Raw genomic sequence first — 19,326 nt, forward strand, 5'->3', positions numbered from 1 at the left:
ATAGATTATTCGGCTTTCTGTTTTTCAATTGTAAGTCCTGATTCCCATTCTGAATAGACTTCTATAAATCGCTCTTCCTCTTCATCTTTGAATCCTTCAAAAACAACCTTATCTACATCTTCATGATTGAAAAAAATGGCGTCTTCGGGATTGATTCCTTCCAGATACACAACACCTACATAATCAGTATAAGCATCCTTTCCATCTGATTGGAAAATTGGACCTCTGCCAACAACCATCAGCTTAGTTGTTCCTTCTTGTAAATATACAATACTGCCCAGAGGCAATCATTTATTTGTCATTCTGATTTTCCTTTTTTCTTCTTTTTTCTAATCTCTTTGCTTTTCTCTTTCCGTACCATTGTTCGTTGGTTATTTCGAAATATTCTTTGTATTGTTCAGAGTACTTAATAAGATAAACAGATCCTATTATTCTTGGAAACATGATGTATATGCAAAGTGTGACCAAACCCCAGAATATTAGAATTGCACACCCGTAAAATAAACTTATCAGTGTGCTGTTTTCTGACACAAAACCTAAGCGAAAAGAAAAACGATTCATTAATAGTATTATGAAACATGCGCATATATATATGTTTATTAATTTATTCATTTTATTATTAAGACTATTCTTTTGTTGGAATAAAATAGTCAATACATTAGCCCTGCAATTTCTTACTGTCTTGATTATCAAAAGAATACCAAAAATACTCAGTAAAATTAGACCTAACCAACCAAGTCCATCCACTGTAAAGCCAACGGTGAGAGAAAAAAGGGTAGTCGAAAAAAGGAACATCATTGCTATGAGAAAGATAGTTCCCCAAGCATAATGTATACTGTAATCCTTTTTCGGGAAAAGATTTATTACAATCGCTAAAATCCAGAATGAAATCAATGAAATAGTTAACGGTTTAAGCAATGTTCCAACTAACCCAATGACATGAGCTCCCTCTACTGAAATAATATGAATATCTTTGGCGTTCGCATTTAACATTCCTTCAGCCATTCCAATTCCCATAACGTATGACCAAACAGAAAAAAAAGTTAATCCTAAAAAAGAACCAATTATTTTATTAGAGAACTTCATAGTTTTTAAACCGTTCTTTTCTTCTGTAAGTGCTACACTTTTTTTTGTAACTAAATTACTGGATTCTTGAAAGGTAGCATTAAAAATACCTTTTTGTTTATTCATATATTGTATTCTTCCAATCATTTTATTATTTCAGAGTACTCTTTTGGCGATAAATCCTAAAGCTGCATAACCACTTACAAGTGTTATGCCTTTTTATTTTATATCTTTGGGCTTAGTTCATTCAGGACTAACAAATAATCCCTCTAAATAAAAGAATTTTCCTGTAAATAAAAATAACTAACACTACACAATTTTTCGAAAAATAAATCATTGATTTGATCGGCTTTCATTAAATGATTATAACTATATTAATCTACTATCACAAAGACAGCCCTAGAAAATGTTGATTCCAGAGCTGTTTTTTATTAAATAACGATTTTAGTATCAATATATTTTTTATGTTTACTTTTCAGCAAATTGACTTTGCTTCTTACTCAAGAGTTCTCAACACTGAATATTGTAACGCCTCCAATTTAATTTTTTTAGAATTCTTATTCGCTCTCGCGTCTTCTCCGTAAAAAGGATAAAAACACAAAAATTACAGCCTAAACTGGCCAATAAAAAAACGAGCATAGATGTTTTAAAAAATAGAAATGACGCTATTAAAGCAGTACAAACAAAGATAGTTTTTATCTTTATGTCTTTTTTACAATTATCTAACTCTGTAATTGCAATTTGAGTTAACTCGCTATTAGAGAAGATAAAATTCTCAGTATAAGATATTTTCTTTTTAGAAACATGGACATAATAAACCACAAATGATTTTATAAGAATCGTTCCAATGCAATACAAAGCGATATCCATGTAGATATTACTTTGCATCATATATATCGGAGAAAATATCTTTAGTAGAGGAACCGTTACTAGTATGAAAAAAACTACCAGACTTTGATTTGTCTTTTTCTCCTCTTTATTTGACAATAATATTTTATCTTCTTTTTTATCGTAACAAATAAATTTATTCCTTTTTTGTCCAATAAATACGATATGTTTCATAGTCACTCCGCCTTTTTACCCGAATACAGAAGATACAATACTCCTTAGAGGCAATCATTTATTTGTCATTTTGATTTTCCTTCTTTCTTCTTTTTTCTAATCTCTTTGCTTTTCTCTTTCCGTACCATTGTTCGTCAGTTATTTCGAAATATTCTTTGTATTGTTCTCCATACTTTATAAAATAAAAGTTGCTTAAAAATTGTGGGGAAATCAAATTAAACACAAAAGAAAGGAAACCAACTACTAACAAGAACGCCCATCCGTACAGAAGTCCTAAAAGTGAAGGGTTACCAATTTCGCCTTCTCCTAAATGAAAAAACCATCTATTTAGAATAATGAACAGCACGAAAACACCACTATATTTTTTAAAGAACTTGCTTATTGATTTGCTCCAATTCTTCGACTCAATTTGCTCTCCTCTTAGTTGTTTAAGGAAAAAGCATCTTCGATCATAAACTAGATAAGTGATCCATATTGCACAAAGGATTATCTGAAACACAAGTCCAACCCACCCGACACCATCAATCGTTAAGCCCAAAATTAAAGAAGAAGTTGAACTGAAAAGACACAAAGTCATCCCTACTAAAATAAGAGAACCCACGAATAATTGATGTGCATAATTCTTTTTTGGGGCGAGATTAATTGTTAAAGATAATAAAAAGAAGACCAATGAGAAAAGAACAAAAGGCTTCAGAATAGATCCAATTTTCGCGATAAGTTGTGCTGATTCATAAGAAATCAAGAATATATCCTCAGGTTTTGACTTTCCCATAGAAATAGGCATTTCGACACCAATCATATAAAACAAAATGCCAAAGAAGAATATAAATAGTAAAAATAGAATTATACGATCTCTCAATCTCATAGAAGATGAATCTCCCATTCCCGCTCCGTCACGTGTGAGAATATCTTTGGACACTATATTTTTTGATTCCTCAAAAGAAGCATTAAAAATTGAATTATGCATAGCTTGCTCTCCCTTTAAACCTAGATGTGAAATCCTTCCATGAGTAATTGATTTTAGATTTTTTGTAGAACCACTTCTAAAATATGGTAAGGTAATACGACTATACTACAGATTTTCTATTCAAATCGAAGAGATTTATATTAATCTTTTCAAACAGATTTTCCAATTCTTCTGATCCATTCACTTTTAAAAATTCAAATTCTTCATTTGAGATAGGTACCATCATTAACCAAGTTACATAGTCCAAGGTTTCAATATTCTCCCATAAAAAGGGATCAGTAAACAATATGTGTTTCATTGTGGTTTCTTTATAATACTCACTAGCTACATCAGAGTAGACCATTCCATGACTACAAGAAAACTGAGTGTTTATAATATTGAAGGCACAACTGCTTAGTATATTTGCATACTCTTTATATTCTGATTCACAAGATCCAATAAATTCTACTCTTAACTCCTTGTCTTCTACCACCAGATCAATACTATATTCTGAAAGACCAATCGTCGAGTACGTATTTATTCCTTCAAAGGGGGTGTCTTTCCAAGAGCCATATCGTTCTTTTGGTAAATCACGCCAAGCTGCATCACTACAAGCGATCCAAAGAATGCATTGAATGTGAGGCGATTATCTAATTTAGAAGGACTCCCAGTTCGATATTTTAGAAATAACCAACTATTCTGTCCCCACTGTTCATCACTCAATTCATACCTTCGTGGTTGTTCCATTCGTTTTTACCAGAGCATATCTCATCTTTTTTGAGTTTTCAGACACTTCAAAAAAAGTCCTTTGAATTTTTGTATAATAAATACAGCTAACTTTTTGTTGTTATTAGCAACTTGGTTGGTGAGGTTGTTTCTTACTAGTTAAGACTTTACTAACTGACAGCAATCAAATGGTAAAGTACCTTTCTATAATGTTTTTAAATATTTTATCTCCTCTTCCGTCCATTTTTGACGAACTAGCTCAAAAATCTTTGTTGAAAGAGTAATTATTTCTCCCCACTCTGAACTTTCTTTTATAGAAGAAGCATCCCAATTTTTCATTTGATCCATTGAAAGATACATTTTTTGTAAAGTCTTTCCTTTTTCTAAAATATTGGCATCTATAATACCTTCATTTAATAGTCTATTTAACGTAAATTCACTTAAATATGCAGGGGCTTCTATAGCAAATTCTTCTAGCAGATAATATTCAATCAATTCATCTGATAGATTTAAAACTTCCGAATTAGAATGCTTTAGCGTTTCTAGAAACAAGTCAAATGATTCTCCAACTCTTATCATATTATTCTTACCTCTCATCCAATTTAGTCAATTTGTATTGCTGTTCCTCCATCATCAGGAGTTGGAATATATCCGTCTTCAACCTTATATACTTTTACTTTTTTTGTTTTTCCAGTCGAAAATCCATAATATGATCCTTTATGGATACCTCCTCCACCATGATAAAAAACACTACCATTTGGATGAGTAAACTTCCAACCTGAACCATTCCGTCCATATACTCCCTCAGTCCATTCAGGACCTAAAATTGATTTGATTTCATTTTTTGTACTTCCATACAATCGCTCTGGATTTGCTACTATGTCATCAAATGACGTTGGTTTCCACTGAACTTTTCCAGCACCATATTTATCTTTAAAATGATTATTCCATTCTTTTCCAGAAACTGGGGTTTCAGCCCCAAAATCGCTTTTAACACCATTATATTTTTTAGCCGAATTAGATTTATACTTCGCCCCTTTCTGACCATAATGAGCCCCGCTTACTGTACCGCCTACCTCGGTTGCGGTTCCGAACCATGCAGCATAAGTAAACTTCGCTGCTTCTTTTTGACTGATTTTCTTTCCAGTATGAGGATGGATCCCCTGTTTCGAAAAGTAAATGTATTTTCTAAATACTTCCTCTAAACTATCCGTCTCTTTAACAAGAACCATCTGTTCTTCTTTCGGCTTTGTTTTCTTATAGTTTTTATCATTACTTGTAGTTTTTTCAAGCTTACACCAAATTTGGAGAATTAGATCAAAGTTCGTCGTATACGGGAAAAAGTTGCGTATACGATGAAAAAGACCGATTACCTCTTTGAGTAATTGGCCTTAAATTTTTTGTTGAACCGCTTCTAAAAATCTGTAGCAATTCTTACTGAAACCTTTTGGTACTTGTTTAATGAATTCGTTCTTACTATCAAGGCTTTACTATCCGACGCCAATCAGATAGTAAAATGCCTTTTTTGTTTTTAATTAATTTCTTCATTCACCATATCTAAAAGAAATTCTCCAAAGTTATTGTATAAAACTTCATTTTTTTGTGCGTCTTCAGAAAAACCTGGGAAGTATGATGTTACTTTAGGTTCATTGTTCTCATTCAAATCCTTGTAGTTTAAACAATACATTTCTCCCATTCCAGTATTATACAAAATAACTAAATATTTTGGCATATTTACTAATTTCCGTTCATTTAACGTAGACCAAACAGTATCTGGAACACCCGAATTTTCAAAATCCTCTCTAAAAACACCATAGATTTCAATAGAACCAAAAGTTAGAGCACCAAAACAAGATAAGAAAAGTTTATAATCTCTGGGGAATTGTAAATCAAGAATCATTTGAGCTTTTTTTATAATATCATCCGAAGCTCCTCCAAAATCGTCTACTAAATCTTGATTCTCTTCAATTAGTTCTTTTGCTTTATTATACTCTGCACTCATTGTAATATCTCCTTTATTTAAAGTCTTTTGCTCTATTTTTCCAATAATCCGAACGCCATTTATTGAAAGACTTTCTGTCTATTCCAGACGGAACTGAGTTAGGATTAATATGAATTGTTTTAGAATTAGTTTGATGGAAAGATTGCTCTACCTCAGCAATAGAACTTATATCTCGTTGAGTCATGTGATGCAAATTCACTGGGTTTCCATCTGGTCCTAAAGGTGCCAAACCTTGTTCCATTCTTTGTAGGTTTGAGCGTCCTTTAATGTCTATTTTATTAATATCAATTATACCATCTCTTTGATAAACCTTGGTACCTTTAAAATCAACATCTTTTTTCCAATATTCTCTAGTTTGAGAATAGTCTTTGGGTACATTAGCTCCACTAGCTTTCTTAGCCGAATTAGAATGATACTTAGCCGCTTTCTGACCATAATGAGCCCCACTTACTGTACCACCTACCTCGGTTGCGGTTCCGAACCATGCAGCATAAGTAAACTTCCCTGCTTCTTTCTGACTGATTTTCTTTCCAGTATGAGGATGGATTCCCTGTTCCGAAAAGTAAATGTATTTTCTAAATACTTCCTCTAAACTATCCGTCTCTTTAACAAGAACCATCTGTTCTTTTTTCGGCTTTGTTTTCTTATAGTTTTTATCATTGATTTCTCTCGCAATTTTGGCATTGTATTCTTTGTCTATTTGCCCATGAATCGCTAAAATTGCCGGATGTTTCCGTAATAGTTCTGCTCTTTCTGCTTCTAATTTCTTCTTCTCAAACTCCTTAACGGCTTTATGCTGCTTACTCACCTTATTCTTGAAGGCTTTGTTCTGGTAGATCTCCAATGATTTCGGGTCGGTATAACTTAACCCTTCGACACCTTTGAGACTTCTTATCTGTGCCTTTTGTTGCGAGAGAATACTGCTGATGGCTTTACTGGATTTCTTTCCATTGAATGTCGCCATCCATGTTTTCGTATTGGTTAAAACCTTCTTCGTTTTCTCCATCTCTTCGGTAAAGCCTGAACCAGACACTTCACTGACGGACACTAGATCACTAATCGAACTATAAACGGTTTTGAACTTTGCTTCGATTTCAGTAAATTTCGTTAATTGATCCGAAAATTTACTTTCTGCTGTTGTTAATGCGTCTGTATCAATAATAGCAGAACCGCTTGTCTCTTTCACCGTTGACTTGAAATCGCTGATTGCTTTTGTAAACTCTGTGGATAGTTGATGCATGGCATCATAATAGTTCGTTAACAGCGGCATTTGATAATTATTGATCTCTGCATCAATTGCTAATTTGACAAAACCGGATAAGCCATCACTACTCACGACACCTTTCCATGAGCTTTTGGCACTATTGATTTGACTTTGAAGCTTTGTCTTAGAAGACTCAATACTTGTTTTGGCTGCTGTTACCTCAGACATCACTATTTTCATTTGATCCCCTCACCTTATACAAATAGGATCGGTTGCCTGCCTCGATCCATTGTTTTCTTAGTACTTCAAAAGCAAATTGTTCTTCATACTCATTCGTTAATCCTGATGAAATCACTCGCTTGATCATCAGATTCGTTACATAGATTGGCTCCGTTTCTGGCATAATACCAAACGGCCATAGAGAGGCGACATAGTCAATACAAGCTGTCGAATCTTCAAATGGCAGTCTTCGCCCATGAATCATTACCGAAAGCCCTAAATCACTGTTGCTAAACATCTGCTTCAGCTCATCCGAAAGCAATTCTTCCTCCAACTCGATCACACTACCGGTAGGGTAAATCTCACTAAACACGGCATCGATCAACCCCATATACGTTAAGTATTGATCGAACCTCAGGTTCATCTCCACTGGGTTGCGCTGGATCATGACCTGCTGCTTCTCGTAATCAAAATGTACGTGAAGACATGCGCCGATGGTCGGCTTATACTCAAAGTCTGTTTCTTCTTGAAAGAACGCCAGATTTATTTTTCGAAATAAGACAGGCTGTCCGCCTAAAAATAGCCCGATATTTTGCAATTCCTCAAGATTCGTCATTCCCAGCTGTTCTTCGGTACAAACCTGTTGCCATAATTCTCTTCGCTGATTCATCATTTATCACTTCCCAACAATTTTCATACTGGATGCCCCAGCCTTATCATCTTTCGCTTTGTTCTCTCCAGCCTTGATCATTTTGGTTACATCTTGTTCAGCCATGCCTTTATAACTAGCGAGTGAGCTATTAATCTCTGAGATCATTTCTGTAAATTGGGTAAATGGTGATAAGTTTGTCTGTCCAAAAGAGACCGAAGCTACTTTTCCGATATTTCCAGCAGAACTCCCCGCTTTGGAAACATCCCCGGACCAACCACCCTTTACACCAACTCCTGCTTTTGCCATCCTCTTCCTCCTATTACTGTGCTCTTAATCGGTGGGCTTCAGCTGTTAGATTCGCAATATTTGAACTCAAAGACCCGATCGACATCCCTAACCGTTGGGAATTCTCTTTCAGCTCGGTTAGTTTCTTGTCAATGGTGTCTTGGTTCTCTTGATGCTTGTCTGCAAGTTCCGTCAGCTTCTTCGCCACATCGCCAACTTTTGAATCGTATTTGTCTCGTCGTGTGCCTTGAAAAGAACCAGAGTCAATTGATTTCAACTCAGAGGTCACACTCGAGCTGAAGCTTGTCAGGGAAGAAACAGCCGAGGTCAGCTCTCCCTTCGCTTTTTCTAATCGTTCGATTTTCTCATCAAGAATCTTCTTATTCGCGTTGACTTCATTTAATTTTTTTTGATGCTGTAGCGCGGCTCGTTCATTCGCTTCCGCCTGTCTGATTCGCGCTTCCTTTGCGGCATCACTCATATAACTCTCTCCTTTTGAAAAAGCACCAGCAGATATTATGTAATAACCTCAAAAAAGTTAGACGAAAAACTAACTTTTTTGAAGTCGGTTCAAGATGCTGGGCTCTTTATTCTCTTAGTTCAAGCCAAATGAACCTGCATCTTGACGGTCGCGTTCTGCAACAGTGTCCGCGTATTTGTTCAATTGTCCGTGGATACTTTCCAACAGCTCTTCCATTTGTTTCACGTTGCCTTCTAATTGGTTGTACTGTTCCAAGTACGCTCGGAAAGCTTCCCCTTGCCATTGTTGGGAAATCGTTTGATTCATAGAATTGACCTTGCGGATTGCATCCTCGATTTGCGATGAGGCTTGTTGGTAAACCTTCGCCTGTGATTTCAGCTGTTCGGGTGTGACTGTAATTGCTCCTGACATAATGTGTGTCCTCCTAATTTGTTTTTATTTTTTCCTATTTAGCAAGCACGTGCTCAATAGGTTGAATCAAGCTTACACCAGATTTGGAGACGTGGATCAAAGTTCGTCGTATACGGAAAAAAGTTGCGTATACGACGAATAGAGACCAACGAATGAGGTCCGTTGGTCTGGATATTTGGATAGATGAAATTGATTTTAATCGGAAATATCATTATTTACGAAGCCGCTCAGTATGTCATAAATAGTTAGTACGTCTGTTCAGACTAAAAAACACCTTGCTTTTGATGAAAATTATCTTATCGATAAATAATCATAATCGTTCCTCATTGATCGTCTCGATTTGAATCAACTATCTGTCGATAACCCAAGTGAATCTCTGCTTGCTTTCTCATCCATCAATTGTCAACAACGTTAACTGTATTTCTTTTGGTACTTGTTCATTCCCTTGTGATGTAGCGATTTTCTTGTATAGCGAACATTAGTTGAGCCTCCTTGTGGATACAAAAATAGCCCAATCATCGATAAAGATGATTGGACTTCCTAGTAATAACATATGTTTGTAATAGATGATAAATCTAACCAGAATACCTTAACGATACTACCTTATAAGTACTTTTGCTTATACTCCAAATAAAAAAGTACTACGTGCTAAGCTCTTGCTAATTCTCTTCCAGTTTTTTCATCGGTAATCAATATATTGATTAACTGTCCTGCTAGAACTGCTTTTATACCACTTATTTTCGCGTTGCCACCCGATACGCCAATGCGGCAGGGGATCTGTTTTAGCTTACTTAAATCAATTGATACTACCCGATCATTCCAAGCACACTTTGCAACATTTCCAGAGTGATCAATAAAATTGTAACAAATATCTCCTGCAATTTTTGCTTGTGAATATTCCGGATCTTTATCAATTTGTTCGGATAAATAAGCATTGGTTAATGTTGAAAATATTGGTGTACCGCCTATTCCCACAAGAGCGACATCTGCACCCTCCGCTTCGTTCAATACTTTCTTAATAAATGATTGTTTCATTAATATTTTTTTTGCTTCTTTATCGTCTAATGTAATGGGGGCATGTAGCTCAACTGAGCGACCTCCTGAGTTATAGGCGAGGAGTTCACAGACCCGATTTGATTGAATCGTGATATGCTCCATCCCCAAACCGCCCACTAATGGAACAAACTTCACATTGGGTAATTGATGTTGCTTAGAAAAATTCTCTGCTGCCTCATGAACAGTCGTTCCAGAAGAGACCGCAACTACATCCGTTGGTTTTAAAATTCTTGATAAATATTTCGCCGCAGCAATTCCCAAAACTTTTATTTGAAAATTCGGATCTGTCGATTCCGTACAAACTACTTCCTCTAACCCATATTTCCCTTTTATTTGTTCTTCTAGCTCTCTGTAAGGGCCAGCATACTTATCATTTATAGTAAATTCAATGATCCCTTCATTCCTAGCCTTTGCCAAAAACTTTGAAACTAAGGATCTGCTAATGTTCATCTTTTGGGCAATTTCCTCTTGGGTTTTACTTTGTTCATAATACAATGAAGCTATTTCTACCAATAGCCTTTTATCATCAGATAGGCTCATTTACTTCCCTCCTACTCGCGCTAAAAAGGCTCTAGGTTTCTAGACTAATTCTCAAATACAACAGCCTCATCTTTTCGAGCCAATAAGTACTCGGCTAACCCATCAGTAAGCGTAATACAGTTGATTATTTTTGAATTGATGGCCGTGTATAAAACATCCCTTTTCTCATCTTCAAAACAAATGGCACAAACTTTTTCTATTTTCCGAATATCATGCAAATTGATGCCAATTACATTCTCATTGATTCGACAACTTACTTCATTTCCCTCAATATCAAAAAAACGAGAATTGACATCACCAATTACATGAGCATTTGCTAGATCATCGATATCTTTTTTATTAATATATCCTATTTCAGTCATCGTATTGCTTTTCGAAAATGGCGACGCAATACCTACTAACGCGAAATCAACTTTTTTTCCATCTTCAAGTACATCTTTGACAGTCGCATTTTCAACTAAATTTTTCTTTATGTCTTTACTATCCACTAAAGCAGGTACATACAAATACTTACATTTTGCTCGCATTTTTCTAGATAAATCATGTGCAATCTGATTTGAGTGTACCTCCACTTTATCAGAACCCATCCCACCTATAAGAGGAATGATCGTTGATTCAGGTTGGTTAACATAAGGATATTCATCAACAAGTCTTCGTAAAACTCTCCCCCAAGAAACGCCGATTCTCCTAGCTTTAGCAATATCTTTTCGAAACGCAGCTATTGCTGTTTGAACAATCAATTTCTCAATTTCTTGTTTCTCTAAATAGCTAGTATCCAATACAGCCACTCGTTTGAGCCCAAAGGCTTTCTGTAATTTTAGTTCCAACTGAACTGAATAGGCACTAGAGCTGTTAATGTTGATGTCAACAATCCCTTTGCTTCTAGCATCAACTAAGTATTTTGAAACTAATTGCCTAGATATCCCTAATTGTTTAGCGATATCAGATTGCTTCATATCTTCTTTGTAATACATCGTTGCCACTCTAACCAAGTCACGATCAGCCAGAATATCCATACTATAACCTCCTGTTTAAAAAACCTCCCTTTTAAATGAAGGGAGGTTTTCCGTTAAATAAACTCTATTTCATCCCCAACTTCAATTGTTGGAAATTCTCCCGGACTAACAATAATCGCTCCAGGCAAGATTTCCCCAACTTCATTGCGGAAATAAATCGAAACATGACCCAATTCATCAAAATTCGGATTCGCCTGAGATCCAACTTCTTCTATAGTATACACTTTATCTCCGACTTTCAATTTCCCTCCGACTTTAATTGAATTCTCAGGTTGCTCCTCGACCTCATGGATCACAGAGATATCCCTTAATTCAGGTGTCGCTTTAGGTCCAAAAAGAATAATTAATCGTTCTTCTTCAAAAGCTGGGACCATTGAACCCACTTCAATAATTTTTGTTTTTACCATTTCAGATACCTCCAATTTTTATCTATTAATACATACCAAAGCTTGCAAAGTAAGCCAGAATAACTGCAGTAAACCCTGTCAGCATTCTGCTATATAAAATAGCTGGGACACCAACTTGAACAGTTTCGGGTTTTGCTTCTCCTAGTGACAGTCCTACTGGAATAAAGTCACAACCAACATGCGCATTTATTGCAAATAAAGCCGGTAACGCATATTGAACAGGAATCGAACCATTCGCGATTTGAGTACCAATCAATACCCCGATTACTTGAGAAATTACTGCCCCCGGTCCTAAAATTGGAGACAAAATTGGAATACTACATATCAAGGCTAATACTATCATACCAGGTAGTGAACCTGCTAGAGGTGATAACACTTTAGCAATCAAATCACCAATTCCTGTATAGTTGATAATTCCGATCATCATACTGATAAATGCCATAAATGGAATGATATTTTTCAGTAACATATCTACCGCGTCACGACCTGATTGATAAAACACACCCATGACGCCACCAATACCTCGGGAAAAACGTACTAAAAACCCATCTTTTTTAGCATTTTCCTTGGCATGTTCTTCCTTAGCTTTGGCATACTTCTCTTCAAATTTTTCTTCTTGCTGTGTGCTATTTTCTTCAGCTACAATTACCGAATCAGCAGCTGCTTTTGGAGCGTGCTGTTCGTCAGAAAGTTGAATACTTTCAGGCTTTACACCAGAGACGAAAATGTCTTCTGTAATGTGTTTAGCTAAAGGACCAGATGGAGATGATGGCAAAATATCTACAGTTGGAATTCGCTTCATCGGATAGACACCAATTCTTGCAGTTCCTCCGCAATCAATGACCGCACAAAGCATTTCATCCTCTGGTACTTGATTTTTAAATCCATCCCATGCCTCCGCTCCGGTAAGATCAGCAATTCTCTGAGCCACTGGATGAATTCCACCGCCTGTTACTGAAACAACTTTATTCTTTTTATCTGACGGAGTCAGTGTAAAACCAACACCCCAACCGTTATTTCCTGGTGCTACAAAAACTGATTTATACATTTGTTTACCTCCTATTTAGAGTTCCCACTTCGTTATTAAACATTCACACGTTTTGCCTCTTTAGCAATCAAAAATTTCGTTAGCCGTTCAGTCACAATTCCTCTAAATAGAATCACTACTACCCCTACCAAAAAATAGCGAACGGCTAAACTTGATTGACTATAGCCTGCTTTCATCACTCCGTTAGCAATACCTAAATAAACAAATAGCTCTCCTGCATTTGCATACGGAAATAATCCTGTTACTGGATGTAAAAAAGAAACAACGGAATCATAAAATGCGGGTTTTTCTTCTTCATTAACAAATTTTCCAAACGTATAAGCCATCGGATTTGTCAGCATCATTACAGATAAGATCGGCATGATAGAGTATCGAAGAATCATATATTTTGAACAATAGCGGATTGCGCGGTCAACACGATCCTGACCAATGAATGCAATGACTGAATAAGTAAACGTCAATAGTACGATAAGCAACGGAACAATCCCTGTCATGAACCCCATAAACTGTTCTCCACCAGCTTCAAACAGGCCAATAAAATTTTTACCAAACCATTCAATATACTTCATTAATATTCCTCCTAATTATTGATTAACAGTAACCGTTTCCAACTTTCTGGAATAAACTTTAGCAAGAGTATCCTCCACTTGAGATAAACGATCTTTTTTATCTTTTCTAAGATAAAACTCTTCTAATAAGACATCTCGGTAATTTATATCTTCCTTAAATCGAGCAAAAACTGTGAACCCTCTGCATACATGACAACTAATAATTTTCCCGTTTGAATCAACAACTACCGCAACAATTGTTTTCAACAGCTTTCCCTTTGAGACATCCGTATAAAATTCATAGGAAGAATTCTCTTTGTACTTATTAGTTATGCTAGCAATAAACTTCTGATAATACTTCACCTGAATAATGCTAGTAAAGCTTTGAGTTATCATCAATATGAAAAGAATAACCAATAGGATCTGCACACAATTACCCTCATTTCTTTATAGATAGACAGGCACAGATAGAGTGACTACTCTATCTGTTGCCAAATTGAGCCTCGAATCTTTAAGCGAATGTCTCATCTTGCAGTTTACGTAATTTGTAAACAGTCGTTGATTCATCTAACTCAACATCATCCATAGTCAAGAATGCACCATCTTTGATATCTTTCTTAGCGACAGCTCCAGCAATTAGTCCAATTGGAATATTGGCGTTGCTCTTCATATCTTCATGTGTTTCTAAGACCCCACGCACACAGAATCCGCCAATACCGTCAATTTTCTCACCGGCTTTGATATCTTTCTTGGCAACACATACTGTTTCAGAAACAGGTGCACCCATTGGAACAATTGCAGTGTCTTGTTCTAAAACTGCACGAGCAATGGTAATAGGTGTTTCTAATGAGCATAAGTGGAATGGACGATATAAGATATGGTGATCACGATCACCTTTCTTCATCAAATAGTTCATTTCATGAGCGACGCCTTCATTTTGCCCTTTAACAATACAGAAGATTCCTGGTGCAATGCCATCAACGTATTCCACAACACCAAACTTGTTCAAAATTCCGCCATTTTCTTTTAAATCCAAGTTTTTAACTGTTCCATCTAAATCTGCTGAAATACCATGCATTCCAACAACGTCTGGAACAAATCCCATAGCGTTTGACAATAAGTTCATTTCTCCCATTGTCTTTGTGCCGTCTTGGAATGAAGCAAGGATTTTAGGACTCATTACTTGCGCTTTCGCTTTTTCAGCAGCTGAATCAGGGTTTGCATGAACCATTAATTTGTTGTTTTTCCCTTTTCCGGCAACTAATACTTCCATTCCCATGCTTTTAGCAAATTCATACATTTGCATTGTTGCAGCAGGTTCGTCTCCATCTGAACCTGTATAAATCAAGTCTGTCGCATCATACATTTTTTTCATAAGTGGTCCAATGGTGATGTCGATTTCAACATTTAGTAAAACTAAGTGTTTTTTAGCCATCAATGATTCTAGTGAGATTTGTGCGCCAGCTTCAGGAACACCAGTAGCATCAACAATAATTTCAACTTTATCAGAATGAATAATATCCTTGAAGTTTTGACTAATCAAAATATCCACTTTCTTATCAGCACTTGCATTGTATGCATCTGCTGCACGATTAGCAGCGTCCAAATTGATATCACTGATTCCTGCAACGATCATTCCTGGAATTGTCGAAATTTGAGAAATCATTCCAAATCCCATTTGACCTGCACCAATTACTCCAACTTTGATTGGAGCACCATTTTTTTCTCTCTCTAACAACTTACCATATAACGTCATTTTGTAACCTCCATCATTTTTGTCATTTGCCAATATAGTTGGCATATGTTTAACACAACCTAGTATAGCATCAAAAAAGTGGTTGTCAACGCTTACTTTCAACATTTATTTTATTCCTTGGCATATGCTTGCATTTAGAACATATGTTACAACAACTATTTTTTGTGTATTCAAAAAAAATTAAATAACAATTGTTAGACTCATTACCAATTGTTCCGAAGCAAAAAAGAAAAATTCAACAATAAAAAAGACTACGAAAATTAGAAAACTTTCTCGTAGCCTTTTAAAGTATTTTAAATTTAGTAATTATTTGATGAATTCTAACACGTTCTTATAATCGTTCATTGCACTCAGCATATCAGCTCTTTTCTCAGTGGTTGTTCTATAACCGTTCATTTCTCCAAATCCATCCAAACCTGATAATAAAGAATTCAAAACTAAATTACTAGAAATATTCTTCATTGCACCATAAATAATTGCTATGTGGGGATTCGCTTGCTTGAAATTATCTAAAAATCGTTTTTCTTCAAGACTCAAATGAGCATTAGGTGTCGAACCAGATAACTCTTCACTAAAATTCCATTTGATTATATCAATATCCTTCAATACGTTTTCCGGAATTTCAAAAGGTTTCTCAGTTCGAACCAATACTGAATACTTAAGCTCCTTAACGATCTCCAAAATATTTTTTATATTAAAGATCGTTTCAAGATCATCAAAAATAATAATCTCTGCACCTTCTTCTCTTAACATTTTTAAATTATCAGGTTTAACATCCGAGAAATCAATAGCAATTCTAACTCGATGAATCACTTGTTTCACTTTTTGTACATCGTCGCTGCATACCGTAAATATTGCATCCATTCCCAATTGTGAAACCTTTTTATCTACCAAAATAGCATTTTTGACCGCTTCTTCGTCCTTCCAAAGTACTTGAGAATTTACACAATAGAACGGGAGTTGTAGTTTTCTTTCTTTCATCACTTGATCATCCTCTCTTTTTATAAATGGTAAAAAAAATCACAAATACTGCTAAAAAAAATAATTTCTTTTTTTGAATTACTTTTCTTAGCCGTAGCATCAATATAGTTTCGTATTATTCCATAAAATTTAAATCCAGTCAACAAAATTGTGATTAACTGAGCATTCAACAAATTGATTATACAACTATTTAAATTCTAACTTTAACACTTATTCATTCTAAAAAAAATCGCTGATCCTCCACTATAGGCAATAAAGAGAAAAAACATACCGTTATCTATAAATCGATAAAGCATTTTATTAAAAAGCACAGGGGGCAGCAAATACGTTTTTATACGTTATTTTCCCGAAAGCTATACTATATCTATGATTTAAGAAATCCTCTCCCATTCAGAAAATCATTTTATTGATCTTTAGATTTCTTTGAATACCGAAAAAAAATTTTAGGAAATATCGTTTTATAGTTTACAAATTCACAAGTTAAAGGTATATTGTACTAGAACTATAAAAGTAAATTTTACTACAAAGGAGTTTTACAATGACAACTGATTTTGATTCAAAAGAGTATTTGGAAAAAGTGGATGCCTGGTGGCGCGCTGCAAATTATATTTCAGTGGCCCAAATGTATCTAAAGGACAATCCATTGTTACGTCGCCCTATTCAAAAAGAAGACGTAAAAACTCATCCAATTGGCCATTGGGGAACCATCTCTGGTCAAAATTTTTTATATGCTCATTTAAACCGTACAATTAACAAATACGATCTAAACATGTTCTATATTGAAGGGCCAGGCCACGGCGGACAAGTTATGGTAGCCAACTCCTATCTTGATGGAAGTTATACCGAAATTTACCCTGAAATCACTGAAGATGAAAATGGCTTGAAGCAATTATGCAAAATGTTTTCTTTTCCAGGGGGGATCGCCTCTCATGCGGCCCCAGAAACACCCGGTTCTATTCATGAAGGTGGCGAACTAGGTTATGCCCTATCACATGCTACAGGTGCTATTTTAGATAATCCTGATGTTATTGCTGCAACTGTTGTTGGAGATGGCGAAGCGGAAACGGGACCTTTAGCGGGAGGCTGGTTTTCGAATGTGTTTATCAATCCCGTTAATGATGGTGCTGTGCTACCGATTGTCTATCTAAATGGCGGAAAAATATCTAATCCAACCATTCTTTCTCGTAAAAGTAACGAGGATCTGGCCAACTATTTTGAAGGATTAGGCTGGAATCCATATTTTGTTGAGGGAACAAATCCACAGGAAGTTCACGTAATGATGGCAAAAACATTAGATGCCGTCATCGAAGATATCAAAGCTATTCAGGCAGAAGCACGAAAAAGAAATGCGGAAGATGCGTCTATGCCTGCTTGGCCAGTAATTTTATTCCGAACACCAAAAGGATGGACAGGTCCCGAAACTTGGGATGGTGAACAAATTGCTGGTACCTTCCGCGCTCATCAAGTACCAATCCCAGTTGATTCTGAACACATGAAGCATATCGACAAATTAGTTAACTGGTTGAAATCCTATCGTCCAGAAGAGCTATTCGATGAAAACGGAAAAATCATTGAAGAACTAAGAGCAACTTCTCCAAAAGGAGACAAACGGATGGCAAAAAACCCGATTACAAATGGCGGTATTAATCCGAAACCAATAAAGATGCCTGATTGGAAACAACACGCGATTGATACTTCGACGCCAGGTTCTGTAATGGCTCAAGATATGATCGTATTCGGGCAACAAGCTCGTGACATAATCACTGAAAATCCGACAAATTTCCGTATTTTTGGTCCAGACGAAACAAAATCAAATCGCTTAAACAAGGTGTTTGAAGTGACCGATCGTCAGTGGTTAGAACCTAAGGATGCAACAGACGAATGGCAGTCCTCTGTTGGACGCGTGATTGATGGACAACTATCTGAGCATCAAGCGGAAGGTTTCTTAGAGGGGTACGTTCTGACCGGCCGTCATGGATTTTTTGCCAGCTATGAATCCTTCCTTCGTGTTGTAGATTCGATGTTAACGCAACATTTCAAATGGATGCGAAAAGCAAGCGCTCATTCATGGCGCAAAAAATATCCTGCATTAAATGTCATTGCCACTTCGACTGTTTTCCAGCAGGATCATAACGGCTACACACACCAAGACCCTGGTATTTTGACACACTTAGCTGAGAAAAAGCCAGAATTCATCCGTGAGTATTTACCAGCAGATGCCAATAGTTTGATGGCAGTCATGGATAAAGCCATGCAAGACGAGCAAGTGATCAATCTAATCGTTTCAAGTAAGCATCCTCGCCCACAATTTTATTCCGCCACTGAAGCAGAGGAACTTGTTGAAGAAGGATTAAAAATCATTGATTGGGCAAGTACAGACAATGGAGAGGACCCAGATATAGTAATTGTAGCTGCTGGTACTGAGCCAAATCTAGAAGCATTAGCGGCTGTATCCATACTGAATAAAGAATTCTCAGAATTGAAGATTCGCTTTGTCAATGTTGTTGATATTTTGAAACTTCGTCATCCAGATGTCGACCCTAGAGGATTATCTGATGAAAAATTCGATGCAATCTTCACTACTGATAAGCCAATCATTTTTGCGTTCCATGGGTACGAAGGAATGATTCGTGATATCTTCTTCGATCGCCATAACCATAATGTTTATATTCATGGGTACCGTGAAAACGGTGATATCACAACGCCATTTGACATGCGCGTCTTTAGTGAAATGGATCGATTCCATTTAGCACAAGATGCTGCCAATGCTGTTTACGGTTTAGAAGCAAAAGAATTCTGCGTTAAAATGGAGAAAACTCTTCAATTCCATCATGACTTTATTCGTTCAGAGGGAACTGATATTCCAGAAGTTGAAAATTGGAAATGGGAAACACTGAAACAACTTCAACATCAATTATAAT

23 protein-coding genes are annotated in these 19,326 nt (G+C 36.1%); 1 reads left to right on the forward strand and 22 read right to left on the reverse strand.

Translation table 11 applies throughout. From position 1 onward, the window contains the following. Positions 1-5: 5 nt before the first annotated feature. The 22 genes from J9537_RS17905 to J9537_RS18010 form a co-directional block, all read right to left on the reverse strand. Complete coding sequence (locus tag J9537_RS17905) at positions 6-287, reverse strand: DUF4176 domain-containing protein (protein ID WP_245001325.1); 282 nt, start codon at positions 285-287, stop codon at positions 6-8. A 4-nt stretch (positions 288-291) separates the two neighbouring features. After that, complete coding sequence (locus tag J9537_RS17910; RefSeq protein ID WP_218257389.1) at positions 292-1,191, reverse strand: hypothetical protein; 900 nt, start codon at positions 1,189-1,191, stop codon at positions 292-294. Between the two features lie 384 nt (positions 1,192-1,575). Continuing rightward, a complete protein-coding gene (locus J9537_RS17915) occupies positions 1,576-2,127 on the reverse strand; it encodes a hypothetical protein (RefSeq protein ID WP_218257390.1) in 552 nt (183 codons plus the stop codon). A gap of 58 nt (positions 2,128-2,185) precedes the next feature. Next, on the reverse strand, positions 2,186-3,094 hold the full coding sequence (locus J9537_RS17920) for a hypothetical protein (protein WP_218257391.1): 909 nt from the start codon (positions 3,092-3,094) through the stop codon (positions 2,186-2,188). A gap of 100 nt (positions 3,095-3,194) precedes the next feature. Further along, positions 3,195-3,710 carry a suppressor of fused domain protein gene (locus J9537_RS17925; RefSeq protein WP_218257675.1) on the reverse strand — a complete coding sequence of 172 codons (516 nt, stop codon included), beginning with the start codon at positions 3,708-3,710 and terminating at the stop codon, positions 3,195-3,197. Continuing rightward, positions 3,611-3,820 (reverse strand): hypothetical protein, encoded by a 210-nt coding sequence (locus tag J9537_RS17930; protein WP_218257392.1) that lies wholly within the window; start codon positions 3,818-3,820, stop codon positions 3,611-3,613. Before J9537_RS17930 ends, J9537_RS17925 begins: the two co-directional genes overlap by 100 nt. 183 nt (positions 3,821-4,003) lie before the next feature. Further along, entirely contained in the window at positions 4,004-4,378 is a 375-nt protein-coding gene (locus J9537_RS17935) for a hypothetical protein (RefSeq protein ID WP_218257393.1), read from the reverse strand. Positions 4,379-4,401: 23 nt separating this feature from the next. After that, a complete protein-coding gene (locus J9537_RS20720; RefSeq protein ID WP_245001326.1) occupies positions 4,402-5,031 on the reverse strand; it encodes a hypothetical protein in 630 nt (209 codons plus the stop codon). A 299-nt stretch (positions 5,032-5,330) separates the two neighbouring features. Further along, positions 5,331-5,801: an SMI1/KNR4 family protein gene (locus J9537_RS17945; RefSeq protein WP_218257394.1), complete on the reverse strand. Its 471-nt coding sequence runs from the start codon at positions 5,799-5,801 to the stop codon at positions 5,331-5,333. Positions 5,802-5,814: 13 nt separating this feature from the next. After that, positions 5,815-7,245, reverse strand: coding sequence for an HNH/ENDO VII family nuclease (locus J9537_RS17950; protein WP_218257395.1), 1,431 nt, complete (start codon positions 7,243-7,245; stop codon positions 5,815-5,817). Beyond that, complete coding sequence (locus J9537_RS17955) at positions 7,226-7,897, reverse strand: DUF4176 domain-containing protein (protein WP_218257396.1); 672 nt, start codon at positions 7,895-7,897, stop codon at positions 7,226-7,228. The genes J9537_RS17950 and J9537_RS17955 overlap by 20 nt, the downstream gene beginning before the upstream one ends. 3 nt (positions 7,898-7,900) lie before the next feature. Continuing rightward, on the reverse strand, positions 7,901-8,182 hold the full coding sequence (locus tag J9537_RS17960; RefSeq protein WP_218257397.1) for a hypothetical protein: 282 nt from the start codon (positions 8,180-8,182) through the stop codon (positions 7,901-7,903). Positions 8,183-8,195: 13 nt separating this feature from the next. After that, entirely contained in the window at positions 8,196-8,642 is a 447-nt protein-coding gene (locus J9537_RS17965; protein ID WP_218257398.1) for a YwqH-like family protein, read from the reverse strand. Between the two features lie 114 nt (positions 8,643-8,756). Next, the gene (locus tag J9537_RS17970) at positions 8,757-9,053 is read right to left on the reverse strand and encodes a WXG100 family type VII secretion target (RefSeq protein ID WP_218257399.1); all 297 of its coding nucleotides are present in this window, start codon (positions 9,051-9,053) and stop codon (positions 8,757-8,759) included. A 648-nt stretch (positions 9,054-9,701) separates the two neighbouring features. Then, positions 9,702-10,649 (reverse strand): sugar-binding transcriptional regulator, encoded by a 948-nt coding sequence (locus J9537_RS17975; RefSeq protein ID WP_218257400.1) that lies wholly within the window; start codon positions 10,647-10,649, stop codon positions 9,702-9,704. A gap of 44 nt (positions 10,650-10,693) precedes the next feature. Beyond that, the gene (locus tag J9537_RS17980) at positions 10,694-11,665 is read right to left on the reverse strand and encodes a sugar-binding transcriptional regulator (protein WP_218257401.1); all 972 of its coding nucleotides are present in this window, start codon (positions 11,663-11,665) and stop codon (positions 10,694-10,696) included. A 53-nt stretch (positions 11,666-11,718) separates the two neighbouring features. After that, entirely contained in the window at positions 11,719-12,072 is a 354-nt protein-coding gene (locus J9537_RS17985; RefSeq protein WP_218257402.1) for a PTS glucitol/sorbitol transporter subunit IIA, read from the reverse strand. A 25-nt stretch (positions 12,073-12,097) separates the two neighbouring features. Then, the gene (gene srlE, locus J9537_RS17990; protein ID WP_218257403.1) at positions 12,098-13,120 is read right to left on the reverse strand and encodes a PTS glucitol/sorbitol transporter subunit IIB; all 1,023 of its coding nucleotides are present in this window, start codon (positions 13,118-13,120) and stop codon (positions 12,098-12,100) included. A 35-nt stretch (positions 13,121-13,155) separates the two neighbouring features. After that, on the reverse strand, positions 13,156-13,689 hold the full coding sequence (srlA, locus tag J9537_RS17995) for a PTS glucitol/sorbitol transporter subunit IIC (RefSeq protein WP_218257404.1): 534 nt from the start codon (positions 13,687-13,689) through the stop codon (positions 13,156-13,158). Positions 13,690-13,704: 15 nt separating this feature from the next. Continuing rightward, the gene (locus J9537_RS18000) at positions 13,705-14,097 is read right to left on the reverse strand and encodes a transcriptional regulator GutM (RefSeq protein ID WP_218257405.1); all 393 of its coding nucleotides are present in this window, start codon (positions 14,095-14,097) and stop codon (positions 13,705-13,707) included. Positions 14,098-14,179: 82 nt separating this feature from the next. Beyond that, complete coding sequence (locus J9537_RS18005) at positions 14,180-15,424, reverse strand: NAD(P)H-dependent oxidoreductase (protein WP_218257406.1); 1,245 nt, start codon at positions 15,422-15,424, stop codon at positions 14,180-14,182. 306 nt (positions 15,425-15,730) lie between these two features. Beyond that, positions 15,731-16,405, reverse strand: coding sequence for a hypothetical protein (locus J9537_RS18010; RefSeq protein WP_218257407.1), 675 nt, complete (start codon positions 16,403-16,405; stop codon positions 15,731-15,733). Between the two features lie 538 nt (positions 16,406-16,943). On the opposite strand from J9537_RS18010, the gene J9537_RS18015 reads away from it, so the two are divergent. Further along, positions 16,944-19,325 (forward strand): phosphoketolase family protein, encoded by a 2,382-nt coding sequence (locus J9537_RS18015; protein ID WP_218257408.1) that lies wholly within the window; start codon positions 16,944-16,946, stop codon positions 19,323-19,325. The last annotated feature ends 1 nt before the right edge of the window (position 19,326 follow it).

Source organism: Enterococcus raffinosus (assembly GCF_019175485.1).
Classification (GTDB): domain Bacteria; phylum Bacillota; class Bacilli; order Lactobacillales; family Enterococcaceae; genus Enterococcus_A; species Enterococcus_A raffinosus.